This is a genomic window from Tessaracoccus lubricantis, from assembly GCF_039544535.1.
GTDB lineage: Bacteria > Actinomycetota > Actinomycetes > Propionibacteriales > Propionibacteriaceae > Arachnia > Arachnia lubricantis.
On the sequence record NZ_BAABLV010000031.1, the window covers coordinates 23,709 to 36,354 of the forward strand.

Consider the following 12,646-nt stretch of genomic DNA (forward strand, 5'->3'; position numbering starts at 1 on the left):
CCCGGACAAGTGGCCGCGCAGACAGAGTTCCTGACTCACCCCTGACAGGGGCACACAGTGGCGGGACCGTCCCGGGGTCGCACCGGGTTCCTCTGACGCTCTGCGCGTTGGCGCCCATCCTTGCAGGCGCTCCGCAGGGGCCCGACGGCGGGGTCAGCCAAGCTGCAGGAGGCGCTCCACGTCAGCGTGTTCCTCGAGCGCGTCGGCCACGGCCTCGAGCATCTGCTCGCGCCGTTCGGCGAACCCCGGTGCGGCCGAGGGCACCCAGTCGCGGCCGGCCGCGCACGCCACCTCGGCCAGCCAGGCGCGGCGGAACCCGTCGCACTCCAGCGCACCGTGCCACATGGTGCCCCATGTCTGCCCCACCCGGACGCCGCCGAGGAACTCCTCGGCCCCTGAGCCGGGCCAGCTGGACGTGCGCCCGTGGTGGATCTCGTAGCCCTCCACCGGGATGCCCCGCCACTGGCCCTTCGGGCGGCCCAACACCTTGTCGGCCTCGAACCGCACATCCACCGGCAGCAACCCCAGCCCCGGCACCGGCGCGGCGCCCCCGCTCTCCACGGGGTCGACGATGGCGCGGGCCAGCATCTGGAACCCGCCGCAGATCCCCAGCACCGGCCGCCCGGCCGCGGCGCGGGCGAGCACCGCGTCGGCCAGCCCCCTCTGGCGCAGCCAGGCCAGGTCGTGCAGCGTGGCGCGCGACCCGGGCAGCACCGCCAGGTCGGCCGCCGCCACCACTGCGGGGTCCGTCGTGACGCTCACCTGCACGCCCGGCTCGGCCGCGAGCGCGTCCACGTCCGTCGCGTTGGAGATGCGCGGCATCCGGACGACGGCGACGGTGAGCCCGCCGTCGGCCTTCCCCTCGCCGCGCCAGCGCGCCACCTCGAGGGCGTCCTCGCCGTCGACCCACATGCCCGGCAGCCACGGCACCACGCCGAAGCCGGGCAGCCCGCAGCGGCGGGTGAGTTCCTGGAGGCCCGGGTCGAGGACGGCCTGGTCGCCGCGGAACTTGTTGATGAGGTAGCCGGCCAGCAGCGCCCGGTCGTCGTCGTCCAGCAGCGCCCAGGTGCCGTAGAGCGCGGCCAGCACGCCGCCGCGGTCGATGTCGCCCACGAGCAGCACCGGCAGGTTGAAGGCCCTTGCCAGCCCCATGTTGGTGTAGTCGCCCTCGCGCAGGTTGATCTCTGCCGGCGAGCCCGCTCCCTCGCAGATCACCAGGTCGTGCGTGGCGGCCAGTTCGCGGTACGCGTCGTGCGCCGCCTCGGCCAGCAGCCGTCGCCCGGTGGCGTACTCGCCTGCGCGCAGTTCGCCGGCGGGCTGCCCGCGCAGGATCACGTGCGAGCGCCGGTCGCTGCCCGGCTTCAGGAGCACGGGGTTCAGCAGGGTCGACGGCGTCACCCCGGCGGCGATGGCCTGCAGGTACTGCGCGCGGCCGATCTCGCCGTCGGCCACCACCATGGAGTTGTTGCTCATGTTCTGCGCCTTGAACGGCGCCACGTCGATGCCCCGGCGTCGGGCCGCCCGGCACAGGCCGGCGGTGATCAGCGACTTGCCCGCATCCGACGACGTGCCGGCCACCAGGAAGCTCATCGGCGCCGCCCCAGCAACAGCGCCGCGCCCGCGGCCAGCACGGTGGCAGCCCCGGTCACCAGCGTCACCAGGTGCGCCGCCTTGCGCACCTCGCACGCGCCGGGCCGCGGGCCGTCGCCCAGCAGCCCCCGGTCCTCGACCCGGCTGGCGTAGACGTTGCGCCCGCCCAGCTGCACGTCGAGCGCTCCCGCCCACGCGGCCTCGCACCAGCCGCCGTTGGGCGAGGGGTGGTTGCCGGCGTCGCGCAGCGTGATGGTCCAGGCCTGCCGCGCCCGGCCTCCCACCGTGGGCGCCAACGCGGAGGCCAGGGCGCCGGTGATGCGCGCCGGGAAGTAGTCGAGCGCGTCGTCGAGCCGCGCGGAGGCCGTGCCGAAGCGGCCGTAGCGCTCGTCGCGGCGCCCCACCATGGCGTCGAGCGTGTTGACGGCGCGGTGCGCCAGCAGCCCGGGGACGCCGAGGATCGCACCCCAGAACAGCGAGGCCACCGCTGCGTCGGCGGCGTTCTCCGCCATGGATTCGACGGTGGCGCGGCCCAGCTCCGGGGCGTCGAGCCGGCTGGCGTCGCGGCCGCAGAGGTTGGGCAGCTGCGCTCGGGCGCGGTCCAGGTCGCCGACCTCCAGGCTGTCGGCCATGGCTTCCCCCTCCCGGACGAGGGTGCGGGCGCCGAGCACGGCCCACGTGGCCAGCGCGGTGGCGGCGGTGTGCAGCAGCGGCCGGCTGCGCGTGAGCCGTTCGGCGGCCACGCCCAGCGCCACGACCGGGGTCACGGTGGCTGCGGCGTAGACCGCACCGGCGACGACGTCGTCGCCGTACAGCGGCTCCTCGAGGCGCGCGGCGAACGTGCCGAACCAGGCCACCGGGTGGTGGCGCTTCGGGTCGCCGAGGAGCTGGTCGGCGACCACGCCCAGGGCGAGGCCGAGTGCTCTGGAGATCACGCAGCGAACCCTATCGGGCCACCTCGACGGTGCGGACCTCGCCGTTGCCGAACTCCAGCCACTCCACGTCGCGGTGGCCGCGGCCCGCGAGCACCGCCAGCAGGATGCGCAGCGTGTCGCCGTGCGAGACGAGCACCACCTCGCCGTCGGTGGGTGCGAGCCCCGCGACGAAGCCCGAGAGGCGGCCGTGCACGTCGCGGACGGACTCGCCGCCGCCCCAGCGCACCTCCGAGAGGTGGGCCCCGTCGGGCACGGGCTCCTCGGTGAGGTCGTCGTAGCTGAGGCCCTCGAGCCGGCCCAGCGCCTGCTCACGCAGTGCCGCGCAGGCCTGCACCGGCACCCCGAGCACGTCCGAGATGGCCCCGGCGGTCTGCAGTGCGCGCACCTGGTCGGAGGACCAGATCGCGGTGATGCGCCGTCCCACCAGGCCCGCCGCCGCGGCGTGCGCCTGCGCGTGCCCGAGGTCGGTGAGCGGCACGTCGACGGTCTGGCCCTGCAGCCTGCGTTGCAGGTTCCACGTCGACTGTCCGTGCCGGACGAGGTGCAAGATCACGGGCAAAGTCTAGGGTTGACCCATGAGAGACGCCGTGGACGACCTGATCTGGGACGAGGCCCCGAAGGAGGCTGCCGCCGTCGCGATCCTCGACGCGCCCGAACTGGTGGACGGCGCGTTGGGCATCACCCCCGACGTGCGGGTCTTCTGCGACGACTGGCGCGACGCGGCCTCGGTGGCCCCGGAGCTGCTGGTCGAACACCCCGACGACCTCGGCGGCGTGGACCTGGCGTTGGCCCGCCTCCCGAAGAGCCTGGCCGCCCTGGACCACCAGGCCGCCGTCGTGCAGGGGGCGCCGGACGTGACGTACCTCGGCGGGGCGCGGATCCGGCACATGAACTACTCGATGAACGAGGTGCTCGCCAAGCACTTCGCGGCCGTGAACGCGTCGCTGGGCCGCTCCAAGTCACGCGTCCTGCGGGCGTACGGCCCGCAGGGCCTGGAGTCGGACTGGCCGAAGGTGCGCCAGCACGACGACCTCGGGTTCGCCGTGGCCGCCTACGGCGCCACGTTCGGCGGCACCAAGGTCGACCCGGGCACGCGACTTCTGCTGATGGCGCTGGCCGGCGGCGGCGACCACGCGCGGCTCGAGGCCGGCACCGTGCTGGACTGGGGCTGCGGCAACGGCTCGGTGGCCATGTGGTTGGCGAAGGAGGGCATGGGCGTGCTGGCCCGCGACGTGAGCTGGTCGGCAGTGGCCGGCACCGCCGTCGCCGCCGAGGTCAACGGCCTCACCGTGGACGCCACCTGGGGCGACGGGCTCGACGGCTACGCCGACCACAGCGTCGACGCCATCGTCACCAACCCGCCGTTCCACCAGGGGGTGGCGAAGGACTCCACCGACACCCTCAAGATGTTCGACGAGGCCTCGCGCGTGCTGCGGCCCGGCGGCCAGCTGTGGTGCGTGTACAACTCGCACCTGCCGTACCGCCGGGCGCTCAGCGAAAGGCTCGGCCCCACCCGCGTCGTGGCGCAGGATCGGCACTACACGGTCACGGTCACGTCGTCGGGTCGGTGACCACCTCGTAGGGCGGCAGGCCCACCGTCTCGTCGAACTTGCTGTCGACGTAGAGGATGCGGCCGCGCAACACCTTGGCGGTGGTGAGCACGCGGTCGGGCGCGGTGTCGACCTGGCCGATGAGCTGGGCCGCGGTGCCGTCCGCGGCGAGCCGCAGCGTGGCGACCTTCCTGGTGAAGTTGCGCACGACGGTGAGGCGGTTGCCCTGGCGCACGAGGCCGTCGGCGTTGGTGAGGTCCGCGCCGCCGGTGGCCACCGGCGTGGCCCCGCCGGTCACCGAATCGAAGCGCCACAGCTGGCCAGTGGTGCCCTGCGCCACGACGAGGGCCCTGCGGTCCGCCGTCAGCACGATGCCGCCGAGGTTGAAGCCGGTGAAGACCACGATCTCGTCGGTGGCGTCGGCCCACAGGGTCGCCTGGAAGCCCGAGCCGTCGTCGGCTACGCGGAAGACCTGCGGCCCGGTGTTCAGGCCGTTGGGGCCGCCGGCGAGGTAGACGCGGCCCTCGGCGTCGACGGTGATGCCGCGCGCGGTGAACCGGCCGTCGGCTCCGGCGTCCTTCCGCACCTCGGTCTGGGCGGAATTGGCGGTGCCGAGACCACCCCGCCCGACACCCGCGGCCACGGGCTCACCGGCATCCGCGACCGCGCGGCAGCGCTGGGCGGCGCGGCCTACGTCGAGAGCGCCCCCGGCGAGGGCACCACCGTGTCCGTCCACCTACCCATCGATGGAGGCTCCCGATGATCCGGATCGTGCTGGTCGACGACCACCCGGTGGTGCGCGCCGGGCTGAGGGCGCTCGTCGAGGGGCAGGAGGGCCTCACCGTGGTGGCGGAGGCCGACGGGCTCGACGCCGCGCTGGCCGCAGTCGCCGGGACGTCGCCCGACGTGGTGCCGATGGACCTCAGCCTGGGCGACGGCGAGGTGGGCGGCGCACAAGTGACCGCCGCGCTGCGCGCGCTGCCGCAGCCGCCGGAGGAGTTGTTCGCCGGCATCCGCTCGACCGCGCGCGGCGAGACGGTACTGGCGCCGTCGGTGGCCGCCACGCTGGTGCGCCGCACCACGCCGGGCGCCACCACCATCACCGAGCGCGAGGTGGAGGTGCTCGAGCTGCTCTCGCGCGGCCTGGGTAACCGGGAGATGGCGCGCGAGCTGTTCGTCTCTGAGGCGACGGTGAAGTCGCACCTGTCGCACATCTACACCAAGCTGGGCGTAGACACCCGCGCCGGTGCGGTCGCGGCGGCGATCGAGCGCCGGATCATCCGCGCCTGAGCCGTGAGGACCCCTTGACTTACCACTTACTTACCAGGCGGTAAGCTTCCTGGTAAGTTATGTGGGAAGCCATTGTGGGAAGAGAGTCATGGAAGCTCCAGCCCTGACAGAACTCATCGCCGAATTGCGCCTGGTCGGAACTGATGAGCAAGACATCGAGATCAAATCCGGGGTGGGCAAGGACATCCTGGAGACGCTGAGTTCCTTTTCCAACACAGCAGGCGGCCTCATCATCGTCGGGCTCGCCGAAGGGGCAGGTTTTGCGCCCGTTGATGATTTCGACGCGCGTAAGGCGCGGGATCAACTCGCGAGCCGGATGAATGAGCTGACTCCACCGGTGCGGGGCACTCTGGACATCGTGCCGTACGAGGATGGCGCACTCTTGCTCGCACGGATTCCAGAGCTCCAGCCGCGCGACAAGCCCTGCTACATCACCGCGCGTGGTCGGTACCAAGGCGCCTTCATCCGTGTCGGCGATGGCGACCAGCGGCTGGACGCCTACGAAGTGGACCGGCTGGTGGAGGAACACCGCCAGCCCACCTGGGACGACGAACCGGTGCCTCAGGCAACCCTGGCGGACGTGATGCCCGAGGCGCTGGTCAGCTACCTCGATTCACAACGCCACGTCAGAAGACGGACATTTTCACAAGGCGACGACATCGCAATGCAACGCCTGCACGTGGTCAAGGAGGGAGCCCCCACGCTCGCCGCGATACTGGCCATGGGCGAGTACCCTCAGGGGTTCTTCCCTCGGCTGACGGTGTCCTTCGCGCACTTCCCGGGGACCACCAAGGGCGACATCGCCGAGGGGCTCCGGTTGCTCGACAGCCAGACGCTGACCGGCCCGATTCCGGAGCTGGTCGAACAGTCCGTTGCCATGGTGGCCAGGAGCATGGCGACCGGGGCCATCATGGAAGGCCCCTACAGGCGCGAGCTCCCTGACTATCCCCTTGCGGCGGTTCGTGAAGCAGTCGTCAACGCGCTGATGCATCGCGACTACTCCCCCTCAGCACGAGGCACCCAGGTTCAAGTCAACATGTTCGTCGACAGGCTTGAGATCACCAACCCAGGGGGTCTCTACGGAACGGTGACGAAGCGCACTTTGGGGCACGCTGGCTTGAGTTCAACTCGCAACCAGAGGCTGAGCACCCTGCTGGAACATGTGCAGCTGCCAGGCGGGGGCCTCGTGGCCGAAAACCGAGGAACAGGCTTCGCGGTCATGGAGGAAGCACTGCGCAAGGCACTGATGCCCCCCATCGAGGTACGCGATGATCTCGCCAGCTTCACGGTCATCTTCCGGAGGCGTCGCGTAGCGCCTGCAGAGGAGGCGAGAGGCACAACACGAGAGCGCGTGCTGCACCTCATGGCTGACCGTGAATCAGCCAGTACCGCAGAGCTCCGCGAACTCACGGGTCTGAGTCGCACATCAATCCAGAACGCAATCAACCAACTGCTGAACGAGGGCCTACTCGAAGCTCTGGAACCCACCCGAAGCCCGCGCCAGCGATACCGTCGCGCAACGTGAGCACGAACTCACCACCCACTTGCCGCACCACTTCCCACTGCGTGAAGACGCGGGGAAGATGGTGGCAAGGTCAAAGATCGCGTTGCTGGCTCAAAGAGGCCTCACAGGAACCTCATAGACTGGGGTAGTTGTCTAGGCGCGTACCCACCAAGGAGCCCAGATGAGCAACGAGCAGCAGCACAACCAGCAGCCGGATCCGTGGAGCCGCGAGTCGTCGCAGTGGAACCCGCCGGCCCAGCCGGGCCAGCCGTCGCAGCCCGCGCAATCGTCCCAGCCCGCGCAGCAGTACCCCCCGCGGCCGAGCTACCAGCAGTCGGGCCCGACGTTCCAGCACTCCGCCTATCCCCCGCCTCGCCCGTCGTACCCGGGCTACCCGCAGTCGGCCTCCAGCGCAACGGCGGTGCAGGCGCCCCGGAAGAAGGGCGGCTCGCGCGTGGCCGGACTGCTGGCCGTGGCAGTGCTCGCCGGCGGCATCGGCGGCGGCACCGGCTACGTGGCCTCCCGCTACGCCGCCGACGACGTCGCCTCGCCCAGCGCCAGCTCCACGTCGCCCAGCGCCAGCCCCTCCACCGAGACCAGCCAGGACCCGTCCGGCGGGCAGCAGACCACCGTCGTCCAGGCGGACCCGTCCAACCCCGACTGGAGCGCGGTGGCCGAGGTGGCGTCGAAGTCCGTCGTCGCCATCCAGGTCTCCGGCGGCGGCTCCGGCAGTCAGGGTTCCGGTGTCGTCATCGACGGCGCGGGCCACATCGTGACCAACAACCACGTCGTGGCCAGCGCGGCGGGCGGCGGCCAGATCACGGTGCTGCTCGGCAACACCGCTTACCGCGCGGAGGCCGTCGGCTACGACCCGTCGACGGACCTGGCCGTGATCAAGATGATCGACCCGCCGTCGGACCTCGCGGTCATGGGCTACGGCGACTCCAAGGCCCTCGAGGTGGGCGACCAGGTCATGGCCATCGGCAACCCGCTGGGGCTCGCCGACACCGTGACCACCGGCATCGTCTCCGCCCTGAACCGGCCCGTCACCACCCGCGCGGTGACCAACGAGACCGTCGCCCAGCAGACCCCCGACAACGTGGTGGTCACCGCCGCGATCCAGACCAACGCCGCCATCAACCCGGGCAACTCGGGGGGCGCGCTGGTCAACACGGCCGGTGAACTGGTGGGCATCACGTCGTCGATCGCCTCGCTGCCGTCGGCCGGCCAGAGCCAGGCGGGCAACATCGGCATCGGCTTCGCCATCGGCTCAGACCAGGTGCAGTACGTGGCCGAGCAGCTCATCGCCAGCGGCCGCGCCGAGCACCCGCAGCTGGGCGTCAGCGCCAGCGACGTCCAGACCTACGGCCCGCTCGGTGCGGAGATCGTCCAGGTCGTGCCCGGTTCCCCCGCTGAGCAGGCGAGCCTCCAGGTGGGTGACCAGGTCACGCACGTCGACGGCCAGCCGGTGACCTCGACCGAGTCACTGGTGGCGCTCGTCCGCGCCGGCCGCGTCGGCGAGGAGATGGAGATCACGCTGCTGCGCGAGGGCCAGGAGCAGAAGGTGTCGGTCACGCCGATCGCCGCCCCGAACTGACGCTCCACCGCTTGGGCGCCCGACGACGACGGCGCGCTTTCCCCTCTAAGGTTGGGGCCCATGGACATCCGCGTGACGCTGGCGGCCATGGGCCCCATTCCCGAGTCCCTGCTCGCCTGCATCCCCACGCCCATCTCGAAGACGGTGGACCGCACGGCGTACGGCCAGCGGGTCAACGTCTACACGCGCCACGACGAGCCCGACCAGTTGCGGCAGGCCCTGCGCGCGGTGGCCGGCAACGTCGCCGTCGGGGTCCTGACCAGGCCGTTGGCGGCGCAGCCGGCCAGGCTGCTGCTGATGGACGTGGATTCCACGCTGACCACCACCGAGGCCGTCGACCTCCTCGCGCACCACGCCGGCGCAGGCGAGAAGGTCGCCGAGATCACCGAGCGCGCCATGCGCGGCGAGCTCGACTTCACCGCCTCGCTGCGCGAACGCGTCGCCACCCTCGGTGGGCTGCCCGTCGCCGTGTTCGACGACGTGGCCCCGGCCATGACGCTGTCCCCCGGCGCGCAGGAACTCATCCGCGCGGCGCGCTCCGTCGGCGCCAAGGTGGGCGTCACCTCCGGCGGCTTCACGCAACTGGTCGGGCCGCTGGCCGAGCGGCTGGGGCTCGACTTCTGCCACGCCAACGAACTCGAGACCGAGGTCGTCGACGGGGTGGAGCGGCTGACCGGAAGGGTGATCGGCACCGTGGTGAACCGGGAGCAGAAGGCGCGCGACCTGCTGCGCTTCGCCCACGCCCACGGCATCGACCCGGAACTCACCGTCGCCGTGGGCGACGGGGCCAACGACCTCGACATGTTCGACGCCGCCGGCCTCTCCGTCGCCTACTGCGCCAAGCCCGTGACGGCAGCGGCGGCCGACGTGGCCATCCCGTTCGCCCGCCTCGACGCCGTCGCCGCGTTCGCCTTCAACGCCGGCTGAGCCGCGCGGCCCGCGCGGCCCGCGCATGACGAAGCCCCCGGTCCGTTCAGCAACCTGAACGGCACGGGGGCTTCCATCAGCTCGACCAGCCCTCAGCTGACGAGGTGGCGCAGCGCCGCCTGGTACAGCTCGACGTAGCGGTACTCGCGGGCGCCCTTGGCGTCGGCGTCGAACTCCTCCTCCGCGGCGAGGAAATCCTTGATCGACTCGCCCTCTGCCAGCGTGGGCTGCGCCAGTTCGTCGACGCTGGCCTCCTTCATGAGCGCCTGCACCTGCGGGTCGGCGCGGAAGGCCTTCGCCTTCTCGGCCAGCAGCAGGTACATCTCCATGTTCGCCCGGGCCGAATCCCAGATGCCCTCGACGCCCTCGGTGCGCGACGGCTTGTAGTCGAAGTGGATCGGGCCGTCGTAGCGCGGCGCGTCGGGCGAGAACGGGAAGCCGTTGACCAGCAGGTCGACGGTGAAGAAGGCGCTGATCAGGTCGCCGTGGCCGAACACGAGGTCCTGGTCGTACTTCAGGCCCCGCTGGCCGTTGAGGTCGATGTGGAACAGCTTGTCGGAGTGCAGCGCCTGCGCCAGGCCGTGCGTGTAGTTGAGGTTGGCCATCTGCTCGTGGCCCACCTCGGGGTTGAGGCCGACGATGTCGCCGTTGTCCAGCGTGGCGATGAGGGCCAGCGCATGGCCGATCGTGGGCAGGAAGATGTCACCGCGCGGCTCGTTGGGCTTGGGCTCCAGGCCGATGCGCAGGTCGTAGCCCTGCTCCTTGATGTAGGCGGCGACGGTGTCGAGGCCCTCCGCGTAGCGGGCGTGCGCGGCGTACAGGTCCTTGGAGGACTCGTACTCGGTGCCCTCGCGGCCACCCCACATCACGAAAGTGCTGGCGCCCAGCTCGGCGGCCAGGTCGACGTTGCGCAGCACCTTGCGCAGGCCGAAGCGGCGCACGGAGCGGTCGTTGGCCGTCAGGCCGCCGTCCTTGAACACCGGGTGCGAGAAGGTGTTGGTGGTGACCATCTCGATGACGAGGCCGGCCTTGTCGGCGGCGTCCTTCAGCTTGCCGACGCGCGAGCTGCGCTCCTCGTCGGTGGCGTCGAACGGGAAGACGTCGTTGTCGTGGAACGTGATGCCCCAGGCGCCGAGCTCGGCGAGCTTCGCGGCGTACTCCCAGGGGTCGAACGCGGGACGGGTGCTGGTGCCGAATGGGTCGGTACCGGTCCAGCCGACGGTCCAGAGGCCGAAGGAGAACTTGTCCTCGGGAGTGGGTGTGTGGTTCATGGTGGTTGATTTCCTCCTGCGGACGATCATCGCCCCAACTACTTTGTTTCGTTTCAAGACTAAAACATCTCGGGTGACCGGTCAAGCGAGGACATCCGATCAATTTCGACCCAGCGGCTCCGCGCAGGGCCCAGCCGGTATGGTTGGCCACGCCACCGAAAATCTTCAAGGAGGACAGATGTCAGGTCGCATCCGCTACGAGGCGTTCAGGAACAAGGTGATGTCGGCCCACGACGCAGCCGCCCTGGTCGAGAACGGATGGAATGTCGGCTTCTCTGGGTTCACCGGCTCCGGTTACCCCAAGGCGCTCCCAGAGGCGCTCGCCGCGATCATCGACGCCGCGCACAACCGCGGCGAGGAGTTCAGGATCGGCGTGTGGACCGGCGCGTCCACGGCTCCGGAACTCGACGGGGCCCTCGCCCGCACGGGCGGCATCTCGTACCGCGCCCCGTACCAGTCGGATCCCGACATGCGCAACACCATCAACACGGGCGTGTCCTACTACCAGGACATCCACCTGTCCCACATGGGCCCCCAGGTGTCGCAGGGCTTCCTCGGCAAGCTGCACCTCGCCGTCATCGAGGCCACCGCCATCACGGAGGACGGCGACATCATCCCGTCGTCGTCGGTGGGCATGAACCGCACCTACCTCGAGCACGCGGACAAGGTGATCATCGAGGTCAACGAGTGGCAGTCCGAGGGCCTCTTCGGCATGCACGACATCTACTCCCCCGTCGGCGCGCTGCCGCCCAACCGGGTGCCGCTGCCCATCCAGACCGCGGGCGACCGCATCGGCGACAAGGTCCTCAAGGTGGACCCGGACAAGGTCATCGCGATCATCGAGACCAACTCGCCTGACCGCAACACCCCCTTCAAGCACCTCGACGACGACTCGCGCGCCATCGCCGGCAACTTCCTCGACTTCCTCGGCCACGAGGTCAAGGTCGGCCGCCTGCCGGAGAACCTCCTGCCGCTGCAGTCGGGCGTCGGCAACATCGCCAACGCGGTGCTGCAGGGCCTCCTCGAGGGCCCGTTCGAGAACCTCACGTCCTACACCGAGGTCATCCAGGACGGCATGGTCGACCTGCTCGACTCGGGCAAGCTCACCGTCGCCTCCGCCACCGCGTTCTCGCTCTCCCCGAAGGCCGCGGAGAAGATGAACGACAACGCCGCCCACTACTCCAAGAAGATCGTGCTGCGCCCGCAGGACGTCTCCAACCACCCGGAGGCCATCCGCCGGATGGGCGTCATCGCCTGCAACGGCATGATCGAGGCCGACATCTACGGCAACGTGAACTCCACGCACGTGATGGGCTCGCGCATGCAGAACGGCATCGGCGGCTCGGGTGACTTCACCCGCAACGGCTGGATCTCGTCGTTCGTCACGCCGTCGACGGCGAAGGGCGGCGCCATCTCCTGCATCGTGCCGATGGTCAACCACGTGGACCACACCGAGCACGACGTCCAGGTGATCATCACCGAGCAGGGCCTGGCGGACCTGCGCGGCCTGGCCCCGCGCCTGCGCGCCAAGGCGATCATCGACAACTGCGCGCACCCCGACTACAAGGAGCCCCTGCGCGAGTACGTGAAGCTGGCGGAGAAGAAGGCCAACGGCATGCACACGCCGCACGACCTGGCCAGCGCGCTGGGCTGGCACGTCCGGTTCCTCGAGACCGGCACCATGGCGGTCTGACACATCCCTACCAAGAGAGGGGTCAGGTGTGGATAATCCACACCTGACCCCTCTTTTGGAAGCGACAAGTTCAGCGCTGGACGGTGAACAGGTCCCCCGGCTGGCAGCCCAGCGCGTCGCACAGCGCGGTGAGCGTGGAGTAGCGGATGGCCTTGGCGCGGTTGTTCTTCAGCACCGACAGGTTCACCGGCGTCACGCCCACCTGCTCAGCCAACGCCACGAGCGTCATGCCGCGGGCCTCGAGCAGGTCGTCGAGGTGGCAGACCACGCGGTGGGCAGGCTCGCCCAT

The 12,646-nt window shown here is 70.5% G+C and carries 12 protein-coding genes and 1 riboswitch; of the genes, 6 read left to right on the forward strand and 6 right to left on the reverse strand.

Going from position 1 to position 12,646, the window contains the following annotated elements; translation table 11 throughout:
• Window positions 1–3: 3 nt before the first annotated feature.
• Window positions 4–137: riboswitch (cobalamin riboswitch) on the reverse strand.
• A gap of 16 nt (window positions 138–153) precedes the next feature.
• The 3 genes from ABEA30_RS09545 to ABEA30_RS09555 are packed head-to-tail and all read right to left on the reverse strand — an operon-like array spanning window position 154 to window position 3,078.
• Window positions 154–1,590, reverse strand: a complete 1,437-nt coding sequence (locus ABEA30_RS09545) for a cobyric acid synthase (protein ID WP_345582224.1) — start codon at window positions 1,588–1,590, stop codon at window positions 154–156.
• Window positions 1,587–2,525, reverse strand: a complete 939-nt coding sequence (locus ABEA30_RS09550; protein ID WP_345582226.1) for a cobalamin biosynthesis protein — start codon at window positions 2,523–2,525, stop codon at window positions 1,587–1,589. The genes ABEA30_RS09545 and ABEA30_RS09550 overlap by 4 nt, the downstream gene beginning before the upstream one ends.
• Window positions 2,526–2,535: 10 nt before the next feature.
• Window positions 2,536–3,078 (reverse strand): histidine phosphatase family protein, encoded by a 543-nt coding sequence (locus ABEA30_RS09555; protein WP_345582228.1) that lies wholly within the window; start codon window positions 3,076–3,078, stop codon window positions 2,536–2,538.
• 22 nt (window positions 3,079–3,100) lie between these two features.
• Here ABEA30_RS09555 and ABEA30_RS09560 point away from each other — a divergent pair, with 22 nt between their 5' ends.
• Complete coding sequence (locus ABEA30_RS09560) at window positions 3,101–4,096, forward strand: class I SAM-dependent methyltransferase (protein WP_345582230.1); 996 nt, start codon at window positions 3,101–3,103, stop codon at window positions 4,094–4,096.
• On the opposite strand, the gene ABEA30_RS09565 is transcribed toward ABEA30_RS09560, so the two are convergent.
• The gene (locus ABEA30_RS09565; RefSeq protein ID WP_345582232.1) at window positions 4,077–4,811 is read right to left on the reverse strand and encodes a gluconolaconase; all 735 of its coding nucleotides are present in this window, start codon (window positions 4,809–4,811) and stop codon (window positions 4,077–4,079) included. The genes ABEA30_RS09560 and ABEA30_RS09565 overlap by 20 nt on opposite strands.
• Window positions 4,812–4,834: 23 nt before the next feature.
• Here ABEA30_RS09565 and ABEA30_RS09570 point away from each other — a divergent pair, with 23 nt between their 5' ends.
• From ABEA30_RS09570 to serB, 4 genes are all read left to right on the forward strand, one after another.
• Window positions 4,835–5,365: a response regulator transcription factor gene (locus tag ABEA30_RS09570; protein WP_345582233.1), complete on the forward strand. Its 531-nt coding sequence runs from the start codon at window positions 4,835–4,837 to the stop codon at window positions 5,363–5,365.
• An 88-nt stretch (window positions 5,366–5,453) separates the two neighbouring features.
• Complete coding sequence (locus tag ABEA30_RS09575) at window positions 5,454–6,890, forward strand: ATP-binding protein (protein WP_345582235.1); 1,437 nt, start codon at window positions 5,454–5,456, stop codon at window positions 6,888–6,890.
• 160 nt (window positions 6,891–7,050) lie between these two features.
• Window positions 7,051–8,466 (forward strand): S1C family serine protease, encoded by a 1,416-nt coding sequence (locus ABEA30_RS09580; protein ID WP_345582237.1) that lies wholly within the window; start codon window positions 7,051–7,053, stop codon window positions 8,464–8,466.
• 60 nt (window positions 8,467–8,526) lie between these two features.
• Complete coding sequence (gene serB / locus ABEA30_RS09585) at window positions 8,527–9,393, forward strand: phosphoserine phosphatase SerB (RefSeq protein WP_345582238.1); 867 nt, start codon at window positions 8,527–8,529, stop codon at window positions 9,391–9,393.
• 92 nt (window positions 9,394–9,485) lie between these two features.
• Here serB and xylA read toward each other — a convergent pair whose 3' ends face one another.
• Entirely contained in the window at window positions 9,486–10,664 is a 1,179-nt protein-coding gene (xylA, locus tag ABEA30_RS09590) for a xylose isomerase (protein WP_345582239.1), read from the reverse strand.
• A gap of 178 nt (window positions 10,665–10,842) precedes the next feature.
• Here xylA and ABEA30_RS09595 point away from each other — a divergent pair, with 178 nt between their 5' ends.
• Window positions 10,843–12,357: an acetyl-CoA hydrolase/transferase family protein gene (locus ABEA30_RS09595; protein WP_345582241.1), complete on the forward strand. Its 1,515-nt coding sequence runs from the start codon at window positions 10,843–10,845 to the stop codon at window positions 12,355–12,357.
• A gap of 70 nt (window positions 12,358–12,427) precedes the next feature.
• Here ABEA30_RS09595 and ABEA30_RS09600 read toward each other — a convergent pair whose 3' ends face one another.
• On the reverse strand, window positions 12,428–12,646 hold the full coding sequence (locus tag ABEA30_RS09600; protein WP_345582243.1) for a helix-turn-helix domain-containing protein: 219 nt from the start codon (window positions 12,644–12,646) through the stop codon (window positions 12,428–12,430).